The organism is Pseudomonas sp. xss_2 (assembly GCF_043104195.1).
In the GTDB taxonomy this organism is placed as follows: domain Bacteria; phylum Pseudomonadota; class Gammaproteobacteria; order Pseudomonadales; family Pseudomonadaceae; genus Aquipseudomonas; species Aquipseudomonas urmiensis.
In genome coordinates this window covers 75,088-99,687 of sequence record NZ_JBICKL010000089.1, presented here as the reverse complement: position 1 = coordinate 99,687, position 24,600 = coordinate 75,088, and the positions used below count along the sequence as shown (strand labels likewise).

Annotated in this window: 26 protein-coding genes; 8 read left to right on the top strand and 18 right to left on the bottom strand. The window is 63.4% G+C overall.

Annotated elements, in window-relative coordinates; genetic code table 11:
- Nucleotides 1-19: 19 nt before the first annotated feature.
- From ACF8K2_RS22960 to ACF8K2_RS22950, 3 genes are read right to left on the bottom strand one after another with little or no spacing between them, the layout of a single operon-like run.
- Nucleotides 20-541, bottom strand: coding sequence for a DUF2937 family protein (locus ACF8K2_RS22960; RefSeq protein WP_186557472.1), 522 nt, complete (start codon nucleotides 539-541; stop codon nucleotides 20-22).
- Between the two features lie 9 nt (nucleotides 542-550).
- A complete protein-coding gene (locus ACF8K2_RS22955; protein WP_186557473.1) occupies nucleotides 551-1,324 on the bottom strand; it encodes a class II glutamine amidotransferase in 774 nt (257 codons plus the stop codon).
- A 14-nt stretch (nucleotides 1,325-1,338) separates the two neighbouring features.
- On the bottom strand, nucleotides 1,339-1,833 hold the full coding sequence (locus tag ACF8K2_RS22950; RefSeq protein WP_186557474.1) for an MFS transporter: 495 nt from the start codon (nucleotides 1,831-1,833) through the stop codon (nucleotides 1,339-1,341).
- Between the two features lie 178 nt (nucleotides 1,834-2,011).
- Here ACF8K2_RS22950 and ACF8K2_RS22945 point away from each other — a divergent pair, with 178 nt between their 5' ends.
- Entirely contained in the window at nucleotides 2,012-4,063 is a 2,052-nt protein-coding gene (locus ACF8K2_RS22945) for a S9 family peptidase (RefSeq protein WP_392467791.1), read from the top strand.
- Nucleotides 4,064-4,297: 234 nt separating this feature from the next.
- The gene (locus ACF8K2_RS22940) at nucleotides 4,298-4,765 is read left to right on the top strand and encodes a cyclic nucleotide-binding domain-containing protein (protein WP_186555287.1); all 468 of its coding nucleotides are present in this window, start codon (nucleotides 4,298-4,300) and stop codon (nucleotides 4,763-4,765) included.
- Here the strand turns inward: ACF8K2_RS22940 and ACF8K2_RS22935 are convergent.
- Nucleotides 4,762-5,040: a hypothetical protein gene (locus ACF8K2_RS22935; RefSeq protein ID WP_392467789.1), complete on the bottom strand. Its 279-nt coding sequence runs from the start codon at nucleotides 5,038-5,040 to the stop codon at nucleotides 4,762-4,764. The two genes, ACF8K2_RS22940 and ACF8K2_RS22935, sit on opposite strands and share 4 nt — an antisense overlap.
- 132 nt (nucleotides 5,041-5,172) lie before the next feature.
- Here ACF8K2_RS22935 and ACF8K2_RS22930 point away from each other — a divergent pair, with 132 nt between their 5' ends.
- Both ACF8K2_RS22930 and ACF8K2_RS22925 read left to right on the top strand, forming a co-directional pair.
- Nucleotides 5,173-5,538 (top strand): YajD family HNH nuclease, encoded by a 366-nt coding sequence (locus ACF8K2_RS22930; RefSeq protein ID WP_186555289.1) that lies wholly within the window; start codon nucleotides 5,173-5,175, stop codon nucleotides 5,536-5,538.
- 59 nt (nucleotides 5,539-5,597) lie between these two features.
- On the top strand, nucleotides 5,598-6,068 hold the full coding sequence (locus ACF8K2_RS22925) for an RNA methyltransferase (protein ID WP_186555290.1): 471 nt from the start codon (nucleotides 5,598-5,600) through the stop codon (nucleotides 6,066-6,068).
- A gap of 154 nt (nucleotides 6,069-6,222) precedes the next feature.
- Here the strand turns inward: ACF8K2_RS22925 and ACF8K2_RS22920 are convergent, their stop codons facing one another.
- From ACF8K2_RS22920 to ACF8K2_RS22895, 6 genes are all read right to left on the bottom strand, one after another.
- Nucleotides 6,223-7,134, bottom strand: a complete 912-nt coding sequence (locus ACF8K2_RS22920; protein WP_392467786.1) for a DMT family transporter — start codon at nucleotides 7,132-7,134, stop codon at nucleotides 6,223-6,225.
- 336 nt (nucleotides 7,135-7,470) lie between these two features.
- On the bottom strand, nucleotides 7,471-8,961 hold the full coding sequence (locus ACF8K2_RS22915; protein WP_392467784.1) for an aldehyde dehydrogenase: 1,491 nt from the start codon (nucleotides 8,959-8,961) through the stop codon (nucleotides 7,471-7,473).
- 2 nt (nucleotides 8,962-8,963) lie between these two features.
- Complete coding sequence (locus ACF8K2_RS22910; RefSeq protein ID WP_392467782.1) at nucleotides 8,964-9,866, bottom strand: dihydrodipicolinate synthase family protein; 903 nt, start codon at nucleotides 9,864-9,866, stop codon at nucleotides 8,964-8,966.
- 74 nt (nucleotides 9,867-9,940) lie between these two features.
- Complete coding sequence (locus ACF8K2_RS22905) at nucleotides 9,941-11,269, bottom strand: MFS transporter (protein ID WP_392467781.1); 1,329 nt, start codon at nucleotides 11,267-11,269, stop codon at nucleotides 9,941-9,943.
- 182 nt (nucleotides 11,270-11,451) lie between these two features.
- The gene (locus ACF8K2_RS22900; protein WP_392467779.1) at nucleotides 11,452-12,771 is read right to left on the bottom strand and encodes an NAD(P)/FAD-dependent oxidoreductase; all 1,320 of its coding nucleotides are present in this window, start codon (nucleotides 12,769-12,771) and stop codon (nucleotides 11,452-11,454) included.
- Between the two features lie 59 nt (nucleotides 12,772-12,830).
- Nucleotides 12,831-13,553, bottom strand: coding sequence for a GntR family transcriptional regulator (locus ACF8K2_RS22895; protein ID WP_392467777.1), 723 nt, complete (start codon nucleotides 13,551-13,553; stop codon nucleotides 12,831-12,833).
- A gap of 348 nt (nucleotides 13,554-13,901) precedes the next feature.
- On the opposite strand from ACF8K2_RS22895, the gene ACF8K2_RS22890 reads away from it, so the two are divergent.
- Nucleotides 13,902-14,243 carry a DUF2892 domain-containing protein gene (locus tag ACF8K2_RS22890; RefSeq protein WP_186555297.1) on the top strand — a complete coding sequence of 114 codons (342 nt, stop codon included), beginning with the start codon at nucleotides 13,902-13,904 and terminating at the stop codon, nucleotides 14,241-14,243.
- 79 nt (nucleotides 14,244-14,322) lie between these two features.
- Here the strand turns inward: ACF8K2_RS22890 and ACF8K2_RS22885 are convergent, their stop codons facing one another.
- Nucleotides 14,323-15,531 (bottom strand): hypothetical protein, encoded by a 1,209-nt coding sequence (locus tag ACF8K2_RS22885; RefSeq protein WP_186555298.1) that lies wholly within the window; start codon nucleotides 15,529-15,531, stop codon nucleotides 14,323-14,325.
- Between the two features lie 39 nt (nucleotides 15,532-15,570).
- Nucleotides 15,571-16,020, bottom strand: coding sequence for a YcgN family cysteine cluster protein (locus ACF8K2_RS22880; protein WP_186555299.1), 450 nt, complete (start codon nucleotides 16,018-16,020; stop codon nucleotides 15,571-15,573).
- Nucleotides 16,021-16,168: 148 nt separating this feature from the next.
- Between ACF8K2_RS22880 and ACF8K2_RS22875 the strand changes: the two genes are divergently transcribed.
- Complete coding sequence (locus ACF8K2_RS22875) at nucleotides 16,169-16,744, top strand: nitroreductase family protein (protein ID WP_186555300.1); 576 nt, start codon at nucleotides 16,169-16,171, stop codon at nucleotides 16,742-16,744.
- A 155-nt stretch (nucleotides 16,745-16,899) separates the two neighbouring features.
- Here the strand turns inward: ACF8K2_RS22875 and ACF8K2_RS22870 are convergent, their stop codons facing one another.
- The 4 genes from ACF8K2_RS22870 to ACF8K2_RS22855 all read right to left on the bottom strand — a co-directional run bounded on the left by ACF8K2_RS22870 (nucleotide 16,900) and on the right by ACF8K2_RS22855 (nucleotide 19,791).
- Complete coding sequence (locus ACF8K2_RS22870; protein ID WP_392467774.1) at nucleotides 16,900-17,832, bottom strand: D-2-hydroxyacid dehydrogenase; 933 nt, start codon at nucleotides 17,830-17,832, stop codon at nucleotides 16,900-16,902.
- Between the two features lie 80 nt (nucleotides 17,833-17,912).
- Nucleotides 17,913-18,206: a YcgL domain-containing protein gene (locus ACF8K2_RS22865; protein ID WP_368973197.1), complete on the bottom strand. Its 294-nt coding sequence runs from the start codon at nucleotides 18,204-18,206 to the stop codon at nucleotides 17,913-17,915.
- Nucleotides 18,206-19,336, bottom strand: a complete 1,131-nt coding sequence (rnd, locus tag ACF8K2_RS22860; protein WP_186555303.1) for a ribonuclease D — start codon at nucleotides 19,334-19,336, stop codon at nucleotides 18,206-18,208. Before rnd ends, ACF8K2_RS22865 begins: the two co-directional genes overlap by 1 nt.
- Before the next feature lie 89 nt (nucleotides 19,337-19,425).
- Nucleotides 19,426-19,791: a 5-carboxymethyl-2-hydroxymuconate Delta-isomerase gene (locus tag ACF8K2_RS22855; RefSeq protein ID WP_392467771.1), complete on the bottom strand. Its 366-nt coding sequence runs from the start codon at nucleotides 19,789-19,791 to the stop codon at nucleotides 19,426-19,428.
- A 117-nt stretch (nucleotides 19,792-19,908) separates the two neighbouring features.
- Here ACF8K2_RS22855 and ACF8K2_RS22850 point away from each other — a divergent pair, with 117 nt between their 5' ends.
- Nucleotides 19,909-20,145, top strand: coding sequence for a YdcH family protein (locus ACF8K2_RS22850; protein ID WP_186555305.1), 237 nt, complete (start codon nucleotides 19,909-19,911; stop codon nucleotides 20,143-20,145).
- Nucleotides 20,146-20,248: 103 nt separating this feature from the next.
- Here the strand turns inward: ACF8K2_RS22850 and ACF8K2_RS22845 are convergent, their stop codons facing one another.
- Nucleotides 20,249-21,424, bottom strand: coding sequence for a PLP-dependent aspartate aminotransferase family protein (locus ACF8K2_RS22845; protein ID WP_186555306.1), 1,176 nt, complete (start codon nucleotides 21,422-21,424; stop codon nucleotides 20,249-20,251).
- 156 nt (nucleotides 21,425-21,580) lie between these two features.
- Between ACF8K2_RS22845 and ACF8K2_RS22840 the strand changes: the two genes are divergently transcribed.
- Complete coding sequence (locus tag ACF8K2_RS22840; RefSeq protein ID WP_186555307.1) at nucleotides 21,581-22,039, top strand: Lrp/AsnC family transcriptional regulator; 459 nt, start codon at nucleotides 21,581-21,583, stop codon at nucleotides 22,037-22,039.
- Nucleotides 22,040-22,107: 68 nt separating this feature from the next.
- Here the strand turns inward: ACF8K2_RS22840 and ACF8K2_RS22835 are convergent, their stop codons facing one another.
- Nucleotides 22,108-24,435 (bottom strand): FdhF/YdeP family oxidoreductase, encoded by a 2,328-nt coding sequence (locus ACF8K2_RS22835; RefSeq protein ID WP_392467769.1) that lies wholly within the window; start codon nucleotides 24,433-24,435, stop codon nucleotides 22,108-22,110.
- Nucleotides 24,436-24,600 lie beyond the last annotated feature (165 nt).

Here is a 24,600-nt window from a genome sequence, read left to right as displayed (position 1 = left end):
GGCAAAGGCGCCGCCAAACTTAGCGCCAGCTCTCCTTGACCGCCTTGCGCCGCCCGCCAAGAATCACCCAGCCGACCAGCAGCAACACACTCTCGACCACCAAGGCCAGCAAGAACCCCGCCCCCAGGCCCCAGCCAATCGCCTCTGGCACCAGCAGAATCTGGTAGCTGTAGCCTTTGAGGGTTTCATCGCGCAGCTGTGGATCGGCCTGCACCAGCACATGCCAACTACGGCTCAACCACGACCCTTGCAACGCCTGCCACTCGCGTTCGAGCAACTGATTGCGGATCAGCAGGCTCTCGATGCTGTTGGCGTCGCTGAGAAACACTGGATCGTCACTGCTGCGATAGTGGCGCACCAGCGCCTGCAAATCGCCTTTGAAGAAGCGCTCGGCGGTCTCCTGGAAGCCCGACAGCGCCTCGCGCGACTCCAGTACATGCGCCTCGACCCGCTGGCTGTAGTCCTTGACCACGCCTGGGACCTGAATACCGGCCAACAGGCCGAAGGTGAACAGCAGCAACCGCAGGTAACTTCTGAACATGCAGCGTCCTTAGCTTTGCCCGTGGGCGATGCACTCGCCATGGCGCCACAGCGCCCATTGGCCGGGCTCATAACGGTGCCAGGTTTCGTTTTCGGTCAGGGCCTCGGTGGTAATCACCGTGACCACGTCATTGGGAGTGGTTTCTGCCTGGAAGTCGACGATCATGTCGACATCCTTGAGCCTGGCCGGGCCAAACGGTGCGCGACGGGTAATGTGCGCCAGCTTGGTCGAACAGAAGCAGAACAGCCAGTCGCCGTTGCTCAGCAAGCCATTGAACACGCCCTTGCCACGGTACTCGGCGCAGGCCTCGACCAACACGGGCAACAGTTGCTCGACCTTGACCGGCTCCGGGAAGGCGCTACGCACGCGGTTGAGCAGGTCGCAGAAGGCCGCTTCGCTGTCGGTGTCGCCAACGGGCCGATAGAAGGTTTTCTGTCCGCTGAAATCAGCCAGTTGGCCGTTGTGCGCGAAACACCAGTTGTGCCCCCACAGTTCGCGCACGAACGGGTGGGTATTGGACAGGCAGACCTTGCCGACGTTGGCCTGGCGAATATGGCCGATGACCACCTCGCTCTTGATCGGATAGCGCTGGACCAGCTTGGCCACTTCCGATTCGCTGCTCGCTGCCGGGTCCTGGAACAGACGCAGGCCGCGCCCTTCATAGAAACCGATGCCCCAGCCATCGCGGTGCGGACCGGTGCGGCCGCCGCGCTGCATCAGCCCGGAGAAGCTGAAGACAATGTCAGTGGGGACGTTGGCACTCATGCCCAGCAGTTCGCACATATGCGCGGCTTCCTTTACAGACGGGGCTCGACCCGGCCGCGGCCAGGGGCCGCTGGCGGCGGGTCGTTGCGATAACGGTCATTGCGATCGGCGGCAACCGACGCCTCGACCAGCACCTGGTCATCTTCGTTGACCTGGCGCTGGGCGGCGGCTTCGGCCTGCTCGCGGCGCTCGCGGGCGCGTTTTTCCAGCGGCCAGCGGATCAGCACGAAGAGCAGATACAGGGCAAAGGCGATCATGCCGTACATGGCCAGGTCCGAGGCGGCGCGCCAAGCGTTGTTACCGACCTTGAAGGCGATATCCAAGGCACTGATGGCGATGGCCGGGGCGAAGCTTTCCTTGACCGGATCGACGATCGTTGGGGTCAGCAGCAGCACCGCGATGATCACCCGCAGCGGTTCGCGCAGCCAACGCCACATCCAGCCGGTGAGTTTGAAGCCCACCAGCAGGCAGCCCAGGGCGGCCACGGCATAGAGGCCCCAGGCGAGGGTATAGTCGTTCTCGGTCATGGTGTTCGTGCAAGCCAGGCAAAGAGACGCCTATGATAAACACATTTGGGCCTAGGCGCCCCTATCGCGGGGCAAGCCCGCTCCCACGTGCTGTTTGATAGAACACTGCCAGCGTGGGAGCGGGCTTGCCCGGCGATAGGGCCGGCAAAGCCCGTAACAGCACACCAAGAGATCATTCATGCCAGCCACCGCTACCGCCGCTAAAGCTCCAATAGCCCATCAGGCCACAGGCGCCGACCCCTACGCCTGGCTGCAAGAGCGCGACACCCCCGAGGTGCTGGCCTACCTGCACGCCGAAAACGCCTACCAGGAAACCTGCCTGGCCGACCAGGCGCCGTTGCGCGAGCAACTGTTCGAAGAGATCAAGGGCCGCATCAAGGAAACCGACCTGTCGTTGCCCTCGCCCTGGGGCCCTTGGCTGTACTACACACGCACCACCGCCGGCGACGAATACCCGCGCCACTACCGCTGCCCGCGTCCGGCCGACGACTCCAACACGGTCGATGAAAGCCGCGAACAATTGCTGCTCGACCCCAACGCCCTGGCCGCTGGCGGCTTCCTGGCGCTGGGCGCGTTCAATGTCAGCCCCGACCACCGCTTGCTGGCCTACAGCCTCGACACCAACGGCGAAGAAACCTACACCCTGTACGTCAAGGACCTGGCCAGCGGCAGCATCACCACCCTGCCCTTCGAAGACTGCGACGGCAGCATGACCTGGGCCAACGACAGCCAGACGCTGTTCTTCGCCGAACTGGACGACACCCATCGCCCTTGGCGCCTACGCCGCTTTACCTTGGGCGAGGCTGACGCGCAGACCGTGTTCGAGGAAGCCGATGGACGGTTCTTCCTGCACTGCTACCGCGCCAGCTCCGAGCGCCAGCTGATCCTGCTGCTCAACAGCAAGACCACCAGCGAGGCCTGGGTGCTCGACGCCAGCACCCCACAGGCCGACTTCACCTGCCTGGCGCCACGTGAGGAAAATCACGAGTACTACCCCGATCACGGCCAGCTCGATGGCCAGTGGCGCTGGTTCATCCGCAGCAACCAGGACGGGATCAACTTCGCCCTGTTCCACGCCCCTGCCGAGCAGGTGCCGGGCCGCGCGCAGTGGCAGGTGCTGGTGGCGCACCGCGAGACGATCATGCTCGAAGGCCTGAGCCTCAATGCCAGCGCGCTGGCACTGAGCCTGCGCGAAGGTGGCCTGCCGGTCATCGAAGTGCGCCCGCAAGGTTTGCCGACATACCGCGTGGAGCTGCCGGATGCGGCCTACAGCCTGTATGTGCAAGACAGCCTGGAGTTTTCCAGCAGCCGCATTCGCCTGCGTTACGAAGCGCTCAACCGCCCGGCCCAGGTGCGCCAACTGGAGCTGGCCAGCGGTGCTCAGCAGGTGCTCAAAGAGACGCCAGTGCTTGGCGCGTTCGATGCCGACGCCTATGTCAGCCAGCGCCTGTGGGCGACCGCCAAGGATGGCACGCAGGTGCCGATCAGCCTGGTCCGCCGCCGCGAGGATCTGGACAAGACAGTGCCGCTCTATCTGTACGGCTATGGCGCCTATGGCGAAAGCCTCGATCCATGGTTCTCCCACGCCCGGCTGAGCTTGCTCGAACGCGGCGTGGCTTTCGCCATCGCCCATGTGCGTGGCGGCGGCGAGCTGGGCGAGGCCTGGTACCGGGCTGGCAAGCAGCAACACAAGCAGAACAGCTTCGATGACTTCATCGCCTGCGCCGAACACCTCATCGCCGAGGGCGTCACCGGCCGCGAACGCCTGGCGATCAGCGGCGGCAGCGCCGGCGGCCTGCTGATTGGCGCGGTACTCAACCAGCGTCCGGATCTCTTCCGTTGCGCGATTGCCGAAGTGCCGTTCGTCGACGTGCTCAACACCATGCTCGACCCCGAGCTGCCGCTGACCGTGACCGAGTACGACGAGTGGGGCAATCCCGAGGAGCCGGAGGTTTACGCACGGATCAAGGCTTATGCGCCATACGAGAACGTCAAGGCCCAGGCCTACCCTGCCATGCTGGTAGTGGCCGGTTACAACGACAGCCGCGTGCAGTACTGGGAAGCAGCCAAGTGGGTCGCGCGCCTGCGCACGCGCAAGACCGACGACAACCTGCTGCTACTCAAGACCGAGATGGGCGCGGGTCACGGCGGCATGAGCGGCCGGTACCAAGGCCTCAAGGACGTGGCGTTGGAGTATGCGTTCGTCTTCAATGAGCTTGGCGTGGTGTAAATCGGTTTTTTTGTTGTCTTAGGGTGGATTTGTCCGCGGGTTTTGCGTCGCCAGTGCTGGCCTCTTCGCGGGCAAGCCCGCTCCCACAGGGATCGTGCAGACCGCTATCAATTGTGTGATCGACTCGGCCCATGTGGGAGCGGGCTTGCCCGCGAAGAGGCCAGCACTGGCGACAAAAACTGCGCTTGAAAGACGCGAACCAACGATCCACCGTCCAAGACAGAAGAACAACACATGCCAGACGCCTCCCAGCTCAACGCCGAAATCCGCGACATGCTCATGGACTGCGGCCTGTTCGACGCCCTGCAACCGACCGACTTCCACGCCGTGGCCGGCTACTTCAGCCTGGCCCATATGACTGCCGGCGAGACGATTTTCCAGGAAGGCGACGCCGGTACCTTCATGTGCATCCTGCACCGCGGCCAAGTCTCGGTGCGCAAGACCGATGGCAGCGGCCAGGCGGTGGAAATCGCCGTGCTGCGCCGCGGCGCGTTTGGCGAAATGGCCGTGCTCGACGGTGAGCGCCGCTCGGCCAGTTGCGTGGCGGCCAGCGACTGCCAACTGCTGACCCTGGGCAAGGACTCGCTGGAAAAGATGCTCAACGAAGCGCCACGCATCGCTGCGCGGATCATCCGCGCACTGGCTGTGGCGCTATCGAAGCGCTTGCGCATGCAAGACGGCCAGCGCCTGGCTCAGGTCTAATCGTCCTTGGCCGGTGGTCGCGGCGGCTCTTGCGAAAGGCCCGGCAGCGGCTGATCGCGGGGCGGCCCAGGCACGGGCATCGGCGGCAACAGCGGTGCACCGGGCTGGCGGTCGTAGGCCTTGGGCGGTGCGCTCGGGGTGATCTGTGGATAGGGCGTGGGCGTGGCGGTGCCCGGTGCGCCAGGCACCGGCGTGCTGATCCGGGGCTGCTGGCCAGCGGCGTGCGCCAAGGGCGCGGCAACCACGATCAATGCGGCGAGGATCGCATGCAACATCTGCAACCTCCTGTCGGGAATCTTTCTACAGGCTACGCCCATCTGCAGGTTTTTGCCTGTCCGCGTGGCCTGCAGGCGCGCTAGACTCAAGGCTATAACCGTCATTCGCCTGAATACAACAAAGGTAACACCATGAGTTCCACCCTATCGGCCACCGCCCGCCTCGACCGCATCCTTGCCGACGCCAAGCGCGACAAGGAAATGGGCTACCGCGACAAGGCCCTGAAGATGTATCCCCATGTCTGCGGCCGCTGCGCCCGTGAGTTCTCCGGCAAACGCCTGTCGGAGCTGACCGTGCACCATCGTGACCATAACCACGACAACAACCCCCAGGATGGCTCGAACTGGGAACTGCTGTGCCTGTATTGCCACGACAACGAGCACTCGCGCTATACCGACCAGCAGTACTTCAGCGAAGGCTCGACCAGCACGCCGAGCATCGCCAAGGCCACTCACAACCCGTTCGCCGGGTTGGCCGGTTTGCTGAAGAAAGACTGATCCCCATCACTGCCGGCAAGCCCGTATAATCGCGTCTTTTTTGCGAAGGGCCCCGGCACGTGGCAAACAAACGGTACAGCTGCATCGGCCTGTTCAATCCCAAGTCCCCGGAGAACGTCGGCTCGGTGATGCGCGCAGCGGGTTGCTACGGCGTCAACTCAGTGTTCTACACCGGCAAGCGCTATGAGCGCGCGCGCGATTTCGTCACCGATACCAAGCGGGTGCACTACGACATTCCGCTGATCGGAATCGATGACCTGCAGCGCATCATTCCCCTGGGCTGCACGCCGGTGGCGGTGGAGCTGGTCGAAGGTGCTCGGCCGCTGCCTGAGTACACCCACCCGGATCGCGCCATCTACATCTTCGGGCCTGAAGACGGCACCCTCGATGAGAGCGTGCGGGCGTGGTGTGAAGAGACCATCTATATCCCAACCGAGGGCTGCATGAACTTGGCGGCGACGGTCAATGTGGTGCTGTATGACCGCTTGGCCAAGGGGCTCAATACGCGCTCCGGGCCCAAATTCAAGTAGGCAGGGCTGGCCTCATCGCGGGGCAAGCCCGCTCCCACGCAGTGGACTGCCGCCTGAAAGCTGGATGGGTTGGGGGCAGTCCACCCATGGGCAATTGTGCCCCTCGTGGGAGCTGGCGACAGCCTGCGATGGGCCGCGAAGCGGCCGGAAAATCTCAAGCCAGACGCTCACTGGCAGGTTTGCTCCAGGCCGACAGCACCGTCGCCACGATAACCAGCGCCGCCCCCGCCAGCATCCGCAGCGACGGCTGCTCGGCGAACAGCACCCAGGCACAGGCAATCGCATACACCGGCTCCAGGGCAATGATCATCCCCGCGCTACGCGCCTGCAGCCCTTCCAGGCTCTTGACGAACAAGTACTGCGACAACCCCGTGCAAAACACCCCGAGCAGTGCCAGGTAGACCCAATCCGCGACCTGCAAGCCCTGCACCATCAACTGGTTCAGCGCAAACGGCGCTACCAGCACGGCCACCGTCAGGTTCTGCCAGAACGCCACCTGCAGCGCATCCATGCCCCGCGCGGCACGCCGATTGGCGATTGCCAGCAAGGCGAACGACAGACCCGAGGCCAAGCCCCAGAGCAGCCCCAGCGTGCCCTGGTCCAGCAGGTCGAACGACGGCACCACCAGCACCAACCCCAGCGTCACCAAGCCCAGCAACAGCGCTTCACGCAGGTGCAGACGCTCGCGAAACACCAGCAGGTCGAGCAGCGCGATAAACGCCGGGAAGCTGGCAAAGCCCAGGGTCGCCACCGCTACCCCGCCTACCTTGATGGCAATGAAGAATGTCACCCAGTGCGCTGCCAACATGGCTCCGGTGAACAGCATCACGGCGAACTTGCGCCCACTTAGGCCACGGAACAGGGCCTTGCGCTGCACCAGCGCCACCAACCCCAGGGCCAGCACGGCGAACACCGCGCGGCCGGCGGTAATGACCGTGGCGTCAGCATGGATCAGGGCGCCGAGAATGCCGGTCAGACCGAACAGCACGGCGGCGATATGGGCAACGATCAGGGCGTTGCGATGGGATAGCGCAGGCGCAAGCGCGCTGGCTTGGGAAACGATCATGGCAGTCGACTCACAAAAGATTTTAGGTGCGCACGCAGCCACTCCCCAGTGGACCTGTGCACGGGTTTTTCTTGGTTTCAGGGAATGTGTGGCCACCGGTGTCCCGGTAGCCGTCAGCGCCGCAGCCTTGTCTAGCTCATTGCCGAGCCGTGCTGCTTATTCGCTGTGAAGCGGGATGTGTCTGAAGGTTGTGTTCTAGGTTGTGTCTGATCCGGCCTCTTCGCGGGCAAGCCCGCTCCTACAGGGATAGCGCTCATCTTCGCAACGGCGCTGTACCTGTGGGAGCGGGCTTGTCGGGGCGCCGAACCGCCGCAAAGCGGCCCCAAAATGCTCGGTTTACGCCGCGTTGATCCAGATGGTCTTGAGCTCGGTGTACTGGTCATGCGCCCAGATCGACTTGTCGCGCCCACCAAAGCCGGACTCCTTGTAACCACCGAACGGCGTCGACGCATCGCCTTCGCCGAAGCAGTTGACCGTGACCACGCCCGCGCGAATCTCCCGCGACAGGCGCAGGGCATTGCGCAGGCTGCCGGTGTAGGCCGAAGCCGCCAGGCCGTAGATGGTGTCGTTAGCCAGCTCGATGGCCTCCTCGATGGTCTCGAACGAGGTAACGCTCAGCACTGGCCCGAAGATCTCCTCGACGAACAGGCGGCTATCGCGCGCCACGCCATCGACGATGGTCGGCTGCACGAACACACCCTGCTCGGTCTGGCCACCCTGCACCACGTTGAGCTTGTGCTCGGCGGCGTACTCCAGGTAGGACTTGACCTTGTCGAAGTGCGACTTGCTGACCATCGCCCCGAGGCGGTTGTCCGGGTCGAGGGGATCGCCGAGTTTCCATTCCTTCAGGTGCTTGGCAATCAAGCTCAGCAGTTGATCCTTGACGTCCTTGTGCACGATCAGCCGCGACGACGCCGAGCAGTTCTCGCCCATGTTCCAGAACGCACCGGCGGTGACGAACTGGGCCACTTCATCCAAGTCTTCGCAGTCGTTCATCACCACAGCCGGGTTCTTGCCACCCAGCTCGAGGACGATGCGCTTGAGGTTGGACTCGGCCGCGTACTTGAGGAACAAGCGGCCGGTGTCGGTGGAGCCGGTGAAGCTGACCATGGGGATGTCCATGTGCCGGCCAATGGCCTCGCCTACTTCACGGCCACCCCCAGGCACCAGGTTGAACACCCCGGCCGGGACACCCGCCTGATGGGCGAGCTCGGCCACCCGCAGGGCGCTGAGGGTGGTTTCCTTGGCCGGCTTGACCACGATCGAACAACCGGCGGCCAGTGACGGGGCGATCTTCCAGGCCAGCATCAGCAGCGGGAAGTTCCACGGCAGCACCAGGCCGACCACGCCAATCGCCTCGCGCACCACCATGGTCACGGCGGCGTTGCCGGTCGGCGCGGTGTTGTCGTAGATCTTGTCGATCAGCTCGGCGTGCCAACGGATGGTGTGGATGGTTTCTGGAACGTCGACGCTCTGGCACTCGCTGACCGGCTTGCCGCTGTCCAGCGCTTCCAGTACCGCCAGCTCGTGACTGTGGTCTTCTAGCAGCTGGGCGAACTTGAGCAGGATGTGCTTGCGCTCACCCGGTTGCAGCTTGGACCACGAACCGTCTTCGAACACGCGCTTGGCGGCCGCCACGGCGACATCCACGTCCTGCACGTCGCAGGCGGCGACTTCGGCCAGCTGCTTGCCGGTGGCCGGGTTGGTGGTGACGAAGGTGCGGCCCGAGATGGCATCGCGGAACTCACCGTCGATGAACGCCTGGGTACGCAGTTGCAGGTCGGCGGCGATGGCCGCGTATTGGTCCTTGCTCAGCAATTGGGCCATGTTCAGGCACCTCCGGTGATCTGGGCAATGTTGCGCTTGAGTTCACTCACGACGCGCTCAAGCGCTTGCTTCTCGGCAGCGTCCAGCTCGGACAGCGGCTTGCGCACGCCACCGGTGCTCAGGCCGTTCAGGGCCACGCCGTACTTGATCGACTGGACGAACTTGCCACCTTCGAGGAAGTCCATCAGCGGCATCATCGCGCCCATGATGCGCCGGCCTTTGTCGAAGTCCTTGTCGATCACGCACGCCTCATACAGGGCCACGTGCTCGCGCGGGATGAAGTTGGAGCCGGCGCACACCCAGCTCTGGGCGCCCCAGGCGAAGAACTCCAGGGCCTGGTCGTCCCAGCCGCAGGACAGTTGGATGTTCGGGCGCTGGATGGCCAGGCGGTGCAGCTGGCCCATGTCACCGGAGCTTTCCTTGATGGCGACGATGTTCTTCACATCCGCCACGGCATCGAAGAATTCCTCGCCCATGCCCACGCTCATGCGACCTGGGTAGTTGTAGAGCATGATCGGCAGGTCGGCGGCAGCGTCAACGGCTTTGACGTGTTGAGCGATCTCCTGCTGAGTCGGCAGGGCGTACGGCGGCGTGCCGACCAACAACGCATCAGCCTTGATCTCTTTGGCGTGCTTGGCAAAGGCCACCGCGTCTTCGGTGCGGATGCCACCGGTGCCGACGATCAGCGGCAGGCGGCCGTTGAGCACGTCCTTGGCCTGGGCGGCCAGCTCGATGCGCTCCTGGGAGGTATGCGCGTAGTACTCGCCGGTGGAACCGCCGATGATGACGCCATGAATCTTCGAGTCGACCAGGTACTCAAGAACGTCGGCGAACGCCGCCTTGTCGATCGAGCCGTCCGCGGCCAGCGGAGTGATTGCCGGGGTATAGATGCCTTCGAATTTCACGGTGAGTTCTCCAATGCAACGATCAGTTTTGTTCAGGCCGCAGCGCCCGATCAGCGCCACGCCGTGGTGGTGATTCAGCCCAGCGATGCAGCTTGCTGCAGGTTCAGCGAACGGGTTTCCGGCGCCAGCGCGAAAGAGAACGCCAGGCCAATGAAGGTGACGATAGCCGCGGCGTACATGGTGAAAGCGATGCCGTAGCTATCCAGCGCCATCGGCACCAGCCAGGTGCCGATGGCAGCGCCGACCCGCGACAGCGAGGTGCCCACGCCGACTGCGCCTGCACGAATTTCAGTGGGGAACAGCTCGTTCGGATACACCAGCTGCAGCACCTGCGCGCCGCCGATGAACAGCGCGTAGGCGCCAAACAAGCCGAGGATCAGCAGCTCGGAGCCGGCGTGGAATGCCGCCAGGCCCAGCAGCGCCATGCCCGACCAGGCAAAGCTGTTGATCAGCATGCGCCGCCGGCCCATGCCGTTGATCAGGCGGGTGGCGATGATGCAGCCGACCACGAACAGGAACGTGATCGCCACCGAACCGAACGAAGCCCAGTCGCCCTTGAGGTTGAGCGCGGCCAGCACCTTGGGCGCGAAGGCATACACGGCGAACACCGGGATGACCGAACAGGTCCAGAACATCGCCACGAACAGCATGCGTTTGCCGTAGCCTGAGTGCAGCAGGCTGAGCAACGACAGTTTCTTCTGCTTGGGCTCTTCAGGCAGGTTGCGCAGGGAGAAATCACTGCCGTAGACCTGCTTGATCACCGCCTCAGCCTCGGCCGCACGGCCTTTGCTCAGCAGCCAGCGTGGCGATTCCGGGGTGCCCATGCGTAGCACGAACAGCAGCGCGCCGATCACCACCGGGCTGGCCAGCACCAGGCGCCAGGACTCCTCGCCGCCGTGGCGCAAAAGCAGATCGCCGATGACATAGGCGAACGCCGCCCCGGCAAACCAGAGAATGGTCAGGGTAGCCAGGCGCGGGCCGCGGTTCTTCTTGGGCAAGAACTCCACCAGCAGCGAGGTCGCCACCGGGTACTCGATGCCCACCGCGATGCCGATGGCAAAGCGCAGCAAGAACAGCACCAGCGCCGACTCGACCCAGAACTGGCTGAGCGAGGCCAGCATGAACAGCACCGGGCCCACGAAGAACACCCGTTTGCGGCCAAAGCGGTCGGTCAGCCAACCGCCGAAAAAACCACCAAAGAAGATCCCGATCAGCGCCGACGCAGCGATCATGCCTTGCCAGAAACTGCTCAGGTTCAAGCCGGCGGACATCTGCACCAGGGCCACGCCAATAATGCTCAGTACATAGCCATCGACGAACGAGCCCCCGCCGGAGCGCACGGTCAGCAACTGGTGAAAGCGATTGAGCGGTACATCTTCAACGGAAATATTCGGACTTGTCATTATTGTTCCTACCACTTCTGTAGTGCACTTATTCAAGGCGAGCGCGTGCGCGACACTGAAAACTGCCTTCAGCCTCGTTCGATCGACTACCCGCCTCGATCATCTTTGTCTGGGCAAAGGGCGCCCGTGCCGGGTAACTAAGCCCCAGCCAATTGCACGTGAATCGTTAACTTATCGATGGCTCAGCTTTCTTTTCCGGCGCGGTATTGCCCCCACATTAGATTCAGGTTCAAGCCCAGCGATACCAAGGGCTGCGGTGGATTGGCAGAGGGCCCTGGAGCATTCAGCAAGAAGTCGATCAACTCATTGCTTTGGCCCGCCAGCCAATCGGCCAAGAGTTTGCCGGTCACCGTACCGCGGGTAACACCAAGCCCATTGCAGCACAGCGCAGCAAATACATTCGGCGCCAACTTGCCGAAGAAGCCCATGTGATTACGCGACAGGGCCAATGCACCGCCCCAGGTATAGTCAAAGTCGACCTCGGGCAACATCGGGAAACGCCGGGCGAACGACGCGCGGTGACGCTCGACGAACCGTTGCAGGTATTTGCCATTGCTGCGCCCATCGGGGTTGTAGCTGAAACTGTTGCGGATCAGCAGGCGGTTGTCGACCGTGCGGCGCAAGGTGGTCCCGAATGGGTCCGCCGGAATCACGCCCCAGTAGGGCTTGCCGCCCAGGCGCGCCTGTTCGTCCTCGCTCAGCGGGCGGGTGATGCTGGCATAGGTGAACACCGGCAGCATGCGCCCTTTGAGAAAGCCAAAGCTCATGCCAAAGGCGTTGGTGGTCAGCACCAGGTTGTCGGCGATGATCGAGCCATTGGCATGGCGCAAGAGCACCTTGTCGCCATATTCGACATCAAGGATTGGGGTGTTCTCGTACAGCGCAACGTTGCTCGGCAAGTTGTCGGCCAGACCTTTGACCAACGCCGCCGGCTGGATCAGCGCGGTGCCTGGAGTAAACAGGCCCTTGCGGTAGAAGTCGGTGCCAATGTGCTCGGGCAAATCGCGTCCATCGATCATCTGGTAAGGTTGATCGAGCTTGTCCAGCCCCCGGCGATAGGCCTCCAACACGGCGATGCCGCGATCTTCGACTGCCGCCTGGTATTTGCCGCAGTGCTTGAACTGGCAGTCGATGGCATAGCGCTCGACCAGTTCCTTGAGGTAAGACTGGCCGCCCAGATTGAGCTTGAGAATGGTCTTGGCGATGCCGATGTCGCCAATGTAGTCCTCGGCGCCGATGTCATGCGGCAGGTCGATGGCAAAGCCGGCATTGCGCCCGGAGGTGCCAAAGCCGACCTGCTGGGCCTCGATCAGCACGATCTGGTCATCGGGAAAGTTCGCTGCCAGTTGCCGCGCGGCAGCAAGGCCGGTGAAACCGGCGCCGACCACCACCCAGCGGGCTTTGCTCTGGCCGCTGTGAGCGGGCCGAGGCTGACGGGGCTTGCTCAGGTGGAACCAGCCACAGGAGGCGTCATCGGCAGGCAGCGAAGTTATTCTTGTCATTTCATGGACCTGGTGTGTTGTGGTCGTGCATTCACCGCTACGGGCGGTGACTTCAATCTCTACATTTCGATCGGCACATCCAGTCCCTGGGGTGCGGCGTACTCGGCCATGCGTCGGCGCGACAATTCCATGTGCGCACGCACCACGCGGCCTGCGGTTTCAGGATCGCGCCGCTCGATCGCCTCGATGATCTGCTCGTGCTGCGCGCAGGCAAGTTCCAGATCGCGCTGCATGTCATCGGTGGTCGGGTGGCGGTAGAAAATCTTGCCCAGGCGAGTGTGGTCGATAAGGATCCGCCGCAGGCTGGGCATCAGGTAATCGTTGTGCGCCATCTTGCCGATTTCCAGGTGGAAGGCATCGTTGTAGAGCACCCGGTTTTCCACGTCTCGCTGTTCGATCGCCTGGCGGAACTGGGCCTGGATGCCCTTGAGCGCTTCGATCTCGGCGGCGCTGGCGTAGCTGGCGGCCAGCTGGGTGGTGGCGACGTAGATCAGCGGCGCGGCCAGGTAGAAGCTGTGCAGCGACTCGTGGTTCATCGCCGCTACCCGTGGCGCACGGTTGGCTTCCAGCTCGATGTAGCCTTCGGCGGCAATCTGGCGCAGCAGCTCGCGAACCGGTGGACGCGACAGGCCGAATTCGTCGCACAGGGCCAGTTCATCCACCACCGCACCAGGCGCCAGCTCCATGCTGAGGATGCGCCGACGCAGCGCTTGGGCTAGGACGGCCTTGCGGTCCTGGGGCACCTCGTTGCTGATCGGCTGGACGATGCTGGTGGCTTTCATGGCGGCCTTCTTTGTTGTCATAGCGCTGTGTCTACTATTTGTATAACGACTATAGGACGCTGTTAGACAATTTGTCTACAGCCTTTTGGATGAATGGCTCGATCTGCGCAGGGCACGTATTTGGTGGCCTGCAAGGATTTTGAGCGACCGAGTTGGCGCGCTCAATGATGCATTGCCAAACCCGACAGAAAAGTATTCAGACCGGACATTGTGAAGCACAATCGCCGGCTGGCGTTACCTGTCGAAGCAGGGATCAACCAGCGCAGCGCAACCGCCGTCCAGCAATCGAAATGAACGCGCCTGTAACCAGCAGGGTCAGCTGCTTACACTTGCAACGGAGAGTTCGTCATGCTCGATATCCATTCCCCCACAGTAAGCAAAGAGCACAACGTCCACGGCCTGGAACGCGCCAGTTCGCTGGCGGGTGGTGCATTGATGATCGGCAAAGGCCTGCGCCATGGCGGCCTGATCGGCCTGTTGCAGGTGGCGGTTGGAGGGTTGGCACTGGCACGCGGGATCAGCGGGCACTGCTCGACCAAGGCCTGGTGGTTGAGCCATCGCCAGGAGTATCAGCGCCTGCGTGGCGACATTCAGCGCAGCGCGGCAGAGCTTGAGGTGCTCAGGGCCAGTGCCGAGGCGGCGACGCGCGGGGTGACGGTGACTGGGACGGATCCTGCGGCGAAAATTTAACTGCAGCGGCGGGCCGGTGATCGCCATCGCGGGGCAAGCCCGCTCGCACAGGTTTAGCGCAGGTTTTGAGAGAAAGGCGTCAGCGCAGGAGCTTGCTTTGCAGCACTTCGGATTGGCGCCCCAACACGCTTTCGCTGAGCTGGATGAACTCTTCGGTGTTGACGCTGGGCACGCGCATCAGCGCCCGCGCGACATCATCCAGCGAGCGCTTGTTCTGGGTGTGCAGGCGGATCTCGCGGTCCAGCGCCTGCAACAGCTGCACGCCCCGCGCGACCTGACCAGGGTCGGCCTGGTTGCCGCGCAGGCGGGTGACTTTGCTGCCTAGCTTTTGCAGGCGCGCCTGCCAGGCCTGATAGCGGTCATCACTGACGCCTCCAGCCCGACGCAGCAATTCGTTGGCGTAGTAATCGGTCAGGCTCTCACCGATCCAGTCGCTGCCATCGCGGTCATTGATCTGCGCGAACACCTGCACCAGTTCGCGTAGCAGCGGACTATTGCCGCTGTCACCGATCAACGGCCGGTTACTGTGCAGGAACAGCGAATTACGTCCGGTCAGCACGCCGCGCCACATCTCATCGCGCGCGCCGACCAGTAACAGCTTGGGCGGATTACGTGGGAATACCGCCTGCACCTGCGGCCAGACGAACGTCAGTAACGTCAGGGTATCCATGCGGCGCATGCCCTGCCCTTGCGGCGCCGCCACGGTCACGTCGGTTTCGCCCAGGCGCGCCCGACGGCTGCCGAGGTTGCCAGCCAGCATCCAACCGGTGGGACGGTCGAACAGCCGCGAGACGTTATCGATACGGAACTTCTGCTTGCCGATGCGCGGCCAGGCGGTTTCTACACTCTTCCAGCCCGCCGGCAATTCAAAAGCCAGGCGTGCGACCAGCTCGGTGCCGTCCTGCTGGTCGAGGCGCGCCGGGGGCACCAGCTGATCGCCACGAAACACTGCCCAGTGCGGGGTGATGCGGCTTTCATAGGCGCCGCCGTGGGGTTTCTGGTCGAGTTGCACGCGGTAGCTGAGGCTGGTCTTGCCTGGCGCCGGGCGCCATACCCCGCGCTCGCCCTGCTGCTGCCATTGGCCGTCGGCGTGAAACTCGCTGTAGGCGCCCGCCTTGCCCAGGTCGAAGTCCAGGCTGCGCACCGCGCTGCCGTCAGCCAGGGTCAGGCGCACCTCGGCCTGGCTGGTCGATGGCAGCAATCGCACCTGGTAATCCAGATCGACCTTCTTGGCCCAGGCCGGCGTGCAGGCCGCAAGACCCAGGACCAACAGCAGAGGGCGACGCATACAGAAACTCCTTGTTCAGCAGAGGCGAAAGACCGGGGCTCAGCCGGCGCGGAAAATCAGGTGGTCTTCCCAGTCGTCTTCATCCACATCGTTCTCACTGAGCATACGTCCGGACTGGGAGATACGCTGCTCATGCACCTGCTTGCGGTCACCGCAGACCAGGTGGTGCCAGGCGGGCAGATCCTTGCCTTCACTGACCAGGCGATAGCCGCAGGTGGGCGGCAACCATTTGAACTGATCGGCCTTGCCGGGGGTGAGCTGGATGCAGTCAGGCACCTGGGCAAAGCGGTTGGGATAGTCGCTGCACTGGCAGCTGTCGAGATCGAGCAGCTTGCAGGCGATACGCGTGTAGTAGACGCTGTTGTCGTCCTCATCCTCGAGCTTTTGCAGGCAGCACATGCCGCAGCCGTCACAGAGCGATTCCCACTCCTGCGCATCGAGCTGTTCGAGGGTCTTGCGCCGCCAGAAGGGCGCGGTTTGCGGCATCATCACACGGTTTCCTGCATTGATTCTTCATTCACGGCGCGCGGCGGCGCCAGTCTAGAGCCTGGCCTTGGGCAAAGCCAGACCGCTTGTCAGTACCTGCTGGACGCAGTAGCGTGCGCTTCTGGTCTTTCCCTACCTTGCAGGAGCCACCATGAGCGCCAATCCCCGCATTGCCGATTACGCCATCAACGAGCAGTTCATCAACCGCTGGTCGCCGCGCGCGTTTACCGCCGAGCCGATCAGCGAAGACATTCTGCTGAGCTTCCTGGAAGCGGCGCGCTGGGCGCCGTCGGCGTACAACTCGCAGCCATGGCGCTTCCTTTATGCGCGGCGCGACACCCCCAACTGGGAGCGCTACCTGGAACTGCTGGTGCCGTTCAACCGTAGCTGGGCCCAGCAGGCTTCGGCATTGGTGCTGATCATCTCCAAGACCAGCTTCGATGACAAACCGGCGCTGTGGCACACCTTCGACACCGGTTCCGCCTGGGGCCACCTGGCCCTGCAAGCGAGCATCAGTGGCTGGCACACCCACGGCATGGCCGGGTTCGACCAGGAGCTGGCGCGCAAGGAGCTGAAGATCCCCGAGGGCTATGACCTGCATGCCATGGTTGCGATCGGCAAGCTGGGCGACAAGGCCACCCTGGCCGAGGCGCTACAGGCGCGCGAAGTGCCGAGCCCGCGCCGGCCGTTGAGCGAGTTGGCGGCTGAGGGTGATTTCAGCTTGTAATAGGTTTATCGCCTGTGCCGGCCTCATCGCGGGGCAAGCCCGCTCCCACGAGATACTGAGCTACGCCCCAGATGATGGATGGGTGTCCAACATCTGGGGCGCAGCGAGCGTGGGAGCGGGCTTGCCCCGCGATGAGGCCGGCACAGCAGTCAAGCTCAGTACCCGCGCAGAAAATCCACTTCCCCACGCAAGCCCTGCCCCGCCGCATACGCCTGCGCATTCTCGACGAACAAACGCACCATCGCCGCTGGCGAGGTGGGCGCCGAGCTGTGCCCGGTCAACAGCAAGCCCCAGGCGGTCCAGAACGGGTGGCGCTGGGGCAACGGCTCCTGACGGCAGACATCGATCACCGCGCCTGCCAGATGCCCTTCCTTGAGCGCCTCGACCAGGTCGCCATCGACCACAGCCACCCCACGCCCGGCGTTGATGAACAGCGCGCTGGGCTTGAAGCGCTTGAACAGCGCAGCGTCGTACAGATCGTGGGTCGCGGGTGTATCGGGCAGCAGGTTAAGCACATAGTCCGCTTGTTCGACCATGCGCGGTAACTGATCCAACCCCGCCACTTCAATGAACGGCGCCTGCTCCCGGGCACTGCTGGCAACGCCGCGCAGGACCACGCCAAATGGCAGCAAGAACTCGGCAACACGTTGACCGATATCACCGGTCCCGACGATCAGCACCTGACGCCCCTCCAAGGTGCGCCCCGGGCGGTCGTCCCAACGCCGCTCGACCTGGCTGACCAGCCGCGACAGCACATCGCGCTCATGGCCGAGCATATAGGTCAGCATGTATTCGGCCATGACCTGGCCAAAAATCCCCACGGCGCGGGTCAGGCGGTAATCACGTGGCAGGCCGTCAGCCAACAACGGGGTGATGCCGGCCCAGGTCGATTGCACCCATTGCGGCTTATGGCCCTGGCGCAGCAGACTGGCGAGCAGGTCAGGCTGCCCCAGCCACACGGGGCTGTCGGGCGCCAGGCGGGCCAGTTCGGCGGAGTCACCGCTGGTCACCACCTGCAGCTCCGGGGCCGCTTCGGCCAACAGGCGAGCGTAGTTGGCATGATCCTGTTCAGCGATCAGAACGCGCATCTTGAAAAACAACCTTGGCAGACAACTAAACGCGGCCCGACTGGCGGGCCGCTTGGCAGAGGGTTAGCCGCGGGCCGGAATCAGACCGGGTCGTTGCGGCGCAGCAGCTCTTCGGGCAGGTGCTCGATGTACTCGTCCTCAGCGGGCGGCATCTGCAAGTGATAACCCTGACTCTCAAGGTTCTCGAGCACCTTGGCGATATCCTCGCGGGCCAGCTTGCGCTCTGGGCTGAGCACCAGGTCGAAGGCGTGGATCGGGGTGCCGAAAAACGGCAGCAGGCCGTCGGGAACACGCTCCAGGCCATCGGCCTTGAGCACGTAGAGGTACATTTCGTTCTTGCGCGGGCTTTTGTAGATCGAACAGATACGTTTCATCAGGCTTCTCCGGCACCTGCCAGATCATCCAGCAGGGCCTGGCCCATCCGCTCGCGACGCCAGCCGCGCAGCGAATCAGGCAATTGATAGGGACCGTTGGGGTAGCCGCTCTTGAGCAGGGCTTCGAGGGTCTTTTTGCGCAGCATCAGCTCGGGGGCGATGCCCAACCGCTCGCCTTCGGCCTGGCCAACCGCACGCAGGCGCTTGAGGATGCCAGAGGCTTCGATTGGCAGGGGTTCGGGCAAGGCTTGTGGATACTGCTCGGCGGGCACGCTGCCGGCCTGCTTGATCAGCTTGAGCAGGAACTCGCCGTCCTGGCGGATGGTACGCGGGTGCATGTCATCGATCTTGGCCAGCGCCGAGAGGTTGTCGGGCTGGGTCTTGGCCATCGGCCACAGCGAATGCTCACGCAGCACGCGGTTGCGCGGCAGGTCGCGGCTGCGCGCCTCGCGCTCGCGCCAGGCGCACAGCTCACGCAGCACCGCCAGTTGCTGGCGCGACAGTTTCCAGGCCAGCTTGACGTCGCGGTAGAGGGTCTGGGGTTCGACCTCGCGGCGCATCTGCGCGACCAGCTCGGCGCCGTCTTCCAGCACCCAGGCGTATTTGTCGTCCGACAGTTTCGGGCGCAGCTCGCTGAACAGCTCGGCCAGGTGCACGGCATCTTCGGCGGCGTAGCTGACCTGAGTCTCCGACAGTGGGCGCTGCAACCAGTCGGAGCGAGTCTCGCCCTTGGGCAGGTCGAGCCCGAGCACTTCCTGCACCAGGCGCGAATAGCCCATCGAGAAGCCAATGTTCAGATAGGCCGCGGCCAGTTGCGTGTCGAACAGCGGCTGGGGCAGCTTGCCGGTCAGGCGCAGCAGCACTTCGAGGTCTTCGCTACAGGCGTGCACGACCTTGACCACAGCGCTGTCTTCGAGCAGCTCGGCCAGCGGCTGCCAGTTGCCGATCAGCAACGGATCGATCAGAAAGGCCTTGTTGCCATCGCCGATCTGCAGCAGGCCGGCTTTCGGATAAAAGGTGTCGACCCGCATGAATTCGGTATCGAGCGCTACGAAGGGCAGTTCGCGCCAGGTCCGGCAGTGCTCGGCCAGGCTTTGGTCGTCACAGATCCAGTGTATTTCGATGGCCACGAGGCTCTCCCACAATCATTGGCGCGCAGTATATACGCCGTGGGCCCTGCACGCGAAACCTGGCGACCATTGCCGTGCCTGCGCCAGGTTTAGCCAGGCAGGTGAAGTTTGGCATACGGCTCACGCTCGATATCCAGCACTTCTACGCACAACTGGATATCCAGGCCGCTCTGCGCCGGGATGGCCTCGCGCAGCACCTCCAGCAGATGCGCGCTCAGTTGTTTCTTGACCGCTTCGGTGCGCCCGCTGAGGATCGCCAGGCGCACATGGGCAAACGCTCGCGCGGCCAGCGCGGTGCCTACCTGGTAGTTGGCGAAGGCCTGGGCACGGCTCTTGATATCCAGCTCATCGGCAAATTGGCCGCTGGCCAACAAGGCGTTGTTTAGGCGCAACAGCAGTACATCGACCTTCAGCTCAGGCAGGTTATCGCTGTATTCCAGGTTCAAGTGCGGCATGGCAGGGGTTTCCGGTTCGCGGGCAGAAGCGACAGCCTACCCCACTCCCCCAGCGCGGCAAAGGCGACTATCCTCAGGGTTCAACACCTTTCGCTAACCCTGAACAGAGGTGAAGAAATGCCCGTACCGCATGATCTGCTCGCTGACTTGCACATTACTGCTGATGCCTTCCAGGCCCTGATCGACAAGGACCCGGCGCTGCACAAGCTGCACAAGGAATACAACGGCAAGGACAAAGAGGTGGTGGCCGCCGAGGGCAACGGCACCGCAGACGAGGCCGTCAACCGGCTACGCAAGGAAAGGTTGCTGATCAAGGACAAGATCGAACGAATTATCCATCCGCCCAAATCCTGACCCGGGCACAACCAAACATCGCCGGGCACACCTGCTGCCACCTGCTACTCGCGACGAGTTCGACGTGGCAGCGGGCTTGCCCCGCGATGGCTCTGTCAGGCGCTTACGCAGACGCCTTCAGGGCCACATCCAGATCCTCGATCAGATCCCGGTAATCCTCGATCCCCACCGACAGCCGCAGCAGGTTTTCGCCGATCCCCATCAGCCCTTTCTGCTCAGGGCTCAGGGAGTTGTGCGACATGCTCCAGGAGTGGTTGATCATGCTCTCCACCCCACCCAGGGAGTCGGCCAGGACAAAGATCGACAGCGCTTCGACCAGGCGATTGACCGCCGCCCGATCACCCTTGATGCGCATGGCCACCACCGCACCACCGGTGCGCATCTGGCGCTTGCTCAGCGCGTGTTGCGGATGGCTCTCAAGGCCTGGGTAATACACCTGTTCGACCTGTGGATGCGCCTCAAGGAACTGCGCTACACGCAAGGCGTTGGCGCTCTGGCGCTCCATACGCACATCGAGGGTCTTCAGCCCGCGCAGGGCCAGGTAGCAATCGAACGGGCCCTGGATCGCGCCCACCGCCATGCTGATCTTGCGCAGGCGCCCGAGCAGTTCCTGGTTGGCCGCGACCACCACGCCACCGGTCAGGTCGGAGTGGCCGCCAATGTACTTGCTCGCCGAATGCATCACCAAGTCCACGCCCAGGGTGATTGGCTGCTGGTTCCAGGGCGAGCAGAAGGTGTTGTCGATGCAGGTCAGAATGCCGCGCTCGCGGGCCAGCGTGCACACCGCCTGGATATCGACCAGGTGCAGCAGCGGGTTGGTGGGCGACTCGATCCAGATCAGCTGGGTTTCTGGGCGAATTGCGGCGGCGACGGCCTCCAGGTCATTGAGGTCGACATAGCTGGTGGTCAGCCCCGAAGTGCGCCCACGGTAGTCTTCAAGCAGGCGGAAGGTGCCGCCGTAGACGCCGTTCATCACCACCACGTGAGCGTCCTTGGAGAGCAGCTCGAGCACTGTGGCGGTGGCGCTCACACCCGAGGCGCATGCCACCGCGCCAACCCCTTCTTCCAAAGCGGCGACGCAGGTTTCATAGGCATGCCGGGTCGGGTTGGCGACGCGGCTGTAGGCGTACTCGGGGTTATCGTCCAGGCCGCGCTTGATGTACGAGCTGGCGGTGTAGATCGGCGGGAAGATGGCGTTGTCGGCAACGCTGGATTGCTCGCCAGCATGAATGGTGCGAGTGGCGAAATTACGCGGCTTGTCGGACATGGTCGGGTCCATTGACTGGGAAAGAAGTGAAGTGCGCCACTATCGCATATCCAACGCGCCCTGGCCGAGCGGGGAATTTCCTTTGCGCGGATAAGCCCATGGTGTTTTCTGCATGCTCTGGCTGAGCTAATGTGGAGGATATTTTTCTGCTGATAGCCGCCCGCCGATATGGACAGTTTCGACCAGCACATCCTCACCCTGCTCCAGCGCGACGCATCGATTTCCCTCAAGGACTTGGCCGAAGCGGTCAACCTCACCACCACCCCCTGCTGGAAGCGGGTCAAGCGCCTGGAAGACGAAGGCTACATCCGTGGCCGCGTCGCCCTGCTCGACCCTGAGCGCCTGGGGCTGGGCCTGACCGTGTTCGTCCAGCTCAAGACCCAACGCCACGACAGCGCCTGGCTCGAGCAGTTTGCCGCGACGGTGAGCAGCTTCGAGGAGGTGATGGAGTTTTATCGCATGTCGGGGGATTGGGACTACATGCTGCGTGTGGTGGTGGGCGATATCGCAGCCTATGACCGCTTCTACAAGAAGCTAATTACCAGCACCGATGGGCTGTCGAACATCACCTCGAGTTTTGCCATGGAGCAGATGAAGTACACCACGGCTTATCCGGTTCATCGCTGAAATCTGGGCAAGTTGCAGCGGCGCACCGGCCTTGCAACTTGCCCGCGAAGTGGCCGGTATTGGCGCCATCAATCAGCAGTAACCAGCCCGATCCGATTGCCCTGCTTGGCTTTCTCCAAACGAATCGCCACGAACTTGGAGGTCGGCGTGTACGTCCCTTCGCCATAGCTCTCCAACGGCACCAGCGGATTGGTCTCCGGGTAATACGCCGCCGCCTGCCCCTCGGGCACATCGAACGCCACCAGGCGAAAGCCACTAACCCGCCGCTCAAGGCCGTCTTCCCAGAGCGAAACCATGTCCACCTGCTCGCCAGGCTCGAAGCCCAGGCGGCGGATGTCGGCTTCGTTGACGAACACCACTTCGCGCAGGCCAAACACCCCGCGATAGCGATCATCCAGGCCATACAGCGTGGTGTTGTACTGATCGTGCGAGCGCAAGGTCTGCAAGATCAAATCGGGTTTATCCCCGCGTGCCAGCACCTGGGCGTTGACCAGGTGCTCAGGCAGGGCGCTGGCGGTAAAGCGCGCGGTGCCCGTAGAGGTGCGCCAGGTGCGCTCGGCCGCACTGTTGCCCAGATGGAAGCCGCCGGGTTGCTCAAGGCGCTGATTGAACTGGGCAAAACCCGGGATCACATCGGCGATCATGCTGCGGATACGGCTGTAATCGGCGATGGCGTACTCCCAGTCGATGGGGTGCTTGCCCAAGGTCGCCTGGGCCATTCCGGCAATGATCGCCGGCTCCGAGCGCATGTGCGGCGAGCGCGCTTTGAGCTGGCCGTGAGAGATGTGCACCATGCTGAAGGTGTCTTCCACCGTCACCCCTTGCGGGCCGTTGGCTTGCAGGTCGATCTCGGTCCGGCCCAGGCACGGCAGGATCAGCGCGTCCCGCCCGGTCACCAGGTGCGAGCGGTTGAGCTTGGTGGAAATCTGCACGGTCAGCGCACACTTGCGCAGCGCCTCGTGAGTGCGTGGGGTATCGGGGGTGGCTTGGGCGAAGTTGCCGCCCAGGCCGATGAACACCTTGGCCCGGCCCTGCTCCATCGCCTGGATCGCCAGCACAGCGTTATGCCCATGCTCACGCGGCACCTTGAACTGGAAGCGTTTTTCCAGGGCGTCGAGCAGTGATGCCTTGGGCTTCTCGTCGATGCCCATGGTGCGGTCGCCCTGCACGTTGCTGTGGCCGCGCACTGGCGACAGGCCGGCCCCCGGCTTGCCGACGTTGCCGCGCAGCAGTTGCAGGTTGACCAGCTCCTGCACGGTCGGCACCGAGTGGCGATGCTGGGTAACGCCCATGGCCCAGCACATGATCACCCGCTCAGCCTTGCGGTACATGCGCGCAGCCAGCTCGATCTCGGCCAGGGTCAGGCCAGACTGTTCGACGATATGCGCCCACGAGGTAGCATCGACCGCCGCCAGGTAGTCGTCGATGCCGTCGGTGTGCTCGGCGATGAAGGCATGGTCGAACACCGCTGGCTGGCCATTGGCCTGGGCCTCGCGCTCCCACTGCAAAAGGAACTTGGCAATGCCGCGCATGGCCGCCATGTCACCGCCCAGCGCTGGGCGGAAGTAGGCGGTATTGGTGGGTTCAGAGCCATTGCTGAGCATCTCGAATGGGTGCTGCGGGTGCTGGAAACGCTCCAGGCCGCGCTCCTTGAGCGGGTTGAAACACACCACCTGCGCGCCGCGGCGAACCGCCTCACGCAACGGTTCGAGCATGCGCGGGTGATTGGTGCCAGGGTTCTGGCCAATCACGAAGATAGCATCGGCCAGTTCCAGGTCATGGAACACCACCGTGCCCTTGCCCACCCCCAGCGTGCTGCCCATACCCACGCCACTGGCTTCATGGCACATGTTCGAGCAGTCGGGGAAGTTGTTGGTGCCATAGGCGCGGACGAACAGCTGATAGAGAAACGCCGCTTCGTTGCTGGCCCGACCTGAGGTGTAGAACTCGGCTTCATCGGGCGAAGCAAGCGCCTTAAGGTGCTCGGCGATCAGGGCGAAGGCCTCGTCCCAGCTGGTCTCTACGTAATGATCGGTGGCGGCGTCGTAGCGCATCGGGTGGGTCAGGCGGCCTTGGTATTCGAGCCAATAGTCGCTCTGCTCGGCCAGGGCGCTGACGCTGTACTTGGCGAAGAACGCCGGGTCCACCGAGCGGCCGGTGGCCTCCCAGTTGACCGCCTTGGCGCCGTTTTCGCAGAACTTGACCATGTCGCTTTCCGGCGACTCGCCCCAGGCGCAGCCTGGGCAGTCGAAGCCCCCGTTCTGGTTGGTCTTGAGCATGGCCCGCAGGTTCTTGAAGGCGTTTTCACTGCCCAGCCAGCTCTTGGTCACGCTCTTGAGCGCGCCCCAGCCGGCGGCGGGGCCCTTGTAGTCCCTGATGTGTTGGTCTTGGCTCATGCGGTAGATCCTCACGCGGGGCATCGAATGGTTCACCGGATCGAGTCGCCCGATGTTTTTTCCAGCCTAAGAAGGCCGCCCCTGGTGCGTCCAATCGAAATGTCTTACAGCACGATAAGCCCTGTCGATCATGGCCTACAGCCCTTGCCAATCGAGGCCTGCGGC

Coding starts and splice junctions, on each gene's coding strand:
- ACF8K2_RS22960 (WP_186557472.1), bottom strand. CDS start 541: ATGTTCAGAAGTTACCTGCGGTTGCTGCTGTTCACCTTCGGCCTGTTG.
- ACF8K2_RS22955 (WP_186557473.1), bottom strand. CDS start 1,324: ATGTGCGAACTGCTGGGCATGAGTGCCAACGTCCCCACTGACATTGTC.
- ACF8K2_RS22950 (WP_186557474.1), bottom strand. CDS start 1,833: ATGACCGAGAACGACTATACCCTCGCCTGGGGCCTCTATGCCGTGGCC.
- ACF8K2_RS22945 (WP_392467791.1), top strand. CDS start 2,012: ATGCCAGCCACCGCTACCGCCGCTAAAGCTCCAATAGCCCATCAGGCC.
- ACF8K2_RS22940 (WP_186555287.1), top strand. CDS start 4,298: ATGCCAGACGCCTCCCAGCTCAACGCCGAAATCCGCGACATGCTCATG.
- ACF8K2_RS22935 (WP_392467789.1), bottom strand. CDS start 5,040: ATGTTGCATGCGATCCTCGCCGCATTGATCGTGGTTGCCGCGCCCTTG.
- ACF8K2_RS22930 (WP_186555289.1), top strand. CDS start 5,173: ATGAGTTCCACCCTATCGGCCACCGCCCGCCTCGACCGCATCCTTGCC.
- ACF8K2_RS22920 (WP_392467786.1), bottom strand. CDS start 7,134: ATGATCGTTTCCCAAGCCAGCGCGCTTGCGCCTGCGCTATCCCATCGC.
- ACF8K2_RS22915 (WP_392467784.1), bottom strand. CDS start 8,961: ATGGCCCAATTGCTGAGCAAGGACCAATACGCGGCCATCGCCGCCGAC.
- ACF8K2_RS22905 (WP_392467781.1), bottom strand. CDS start 11,269: ATGACAAGTCCGAATATTTCCGTTGAAGATGTACCGCTCAATCGCTTT.
- ACF8K2_RS22900 (WP_392467779.1), bottom strand. CDS start 12,771: ATGACAAGAATAACTTCGCTGCCTGCCGATGACGCCTCCTGTGGCTGG.
- ACF8K2_RS22895 (WP_392467777.1), bottom strand. CDS start 13,553: ATGAAAGCCACCAGCATCGTCCAGCCGATCAGCAACGAGGTGCCCCAG.
- ACF8K2_RS22890 (WP_186555297.1), top strand. CDS start 13,902: ATGCTCGATATCCATTCCCCCACAGTAAGCAAAGAGCACAACGTCCAC.
- ACF8K2_RS22885 (WP_186555298.1), bottom strand. CDS start 15,531: ATGCGTCGCCCTCTGCTGTTGGTCCTGGGTCTTGCGGCCTGCACGCCG.
- ACF8K2_RS22880 (WP_186555299.1), bottom strand. CDS start 16,020: ATGATGCCGCAAACCGCGCCCTTCTGGCGGCGCAAGACCCTCGAACAG.
- ACF8K2_RS22875 (WP_186555300.1), top strand. CDS start 16,169: ATGAGCGCCAATCCCCGCATTGCCGATTACGCCATCAACGAGCAGTTC.
- ACF8K2_RS22870 (WP_392467774.1), bottom strand. CDS start 17,832: ATGCGCGTTCTGATCGCTGAACAGGATCATGCCAACTACGCTCGCCTG.
- ACF8K2_RS22865 (WP_368973197.1), bottom strand. CDS start 18,206: ATGAAACGTATCTGTTCGATCTACAAAAGCCCGCGCAAGAACGAAATG.
- ACF8K2_RS22855 (WP_392467771.1), bottom strand. CDS start 19,791: ATGCCGCACTTGAACCTGGAATACAGCGATAACCTGCCTGAGCTGAAG.
- ACF8K2_RS22850 (WP_186555305.1), top strand. CDS start 19,909: ATGCCCGTACCGCATGATCTGCTCGCTGACTTGCACATTACTGCTGAT.
- ACF8K2_RS22845 (WP_186555306.1), bottom strand. CDS start 21,424: ATGGACCCGACCATGTCCGACAAGCCGCGTAATTTCGCCACTCGCACC.
- ACF8K2_RS22840 (WP_186555307.1), top strand. CDS start 21,581: ATGGACAGTTTCGACCAGCACATCCTCACCCTGCTCCAGCGCGACGCA.
- ACF8K2_RS22835 (WP_392467769.1), bottom strand. CDS start 24,435: ATGAGCCAAGACCAACACATCAGGGACTACAAGGGCCCCGCCGCCGGC.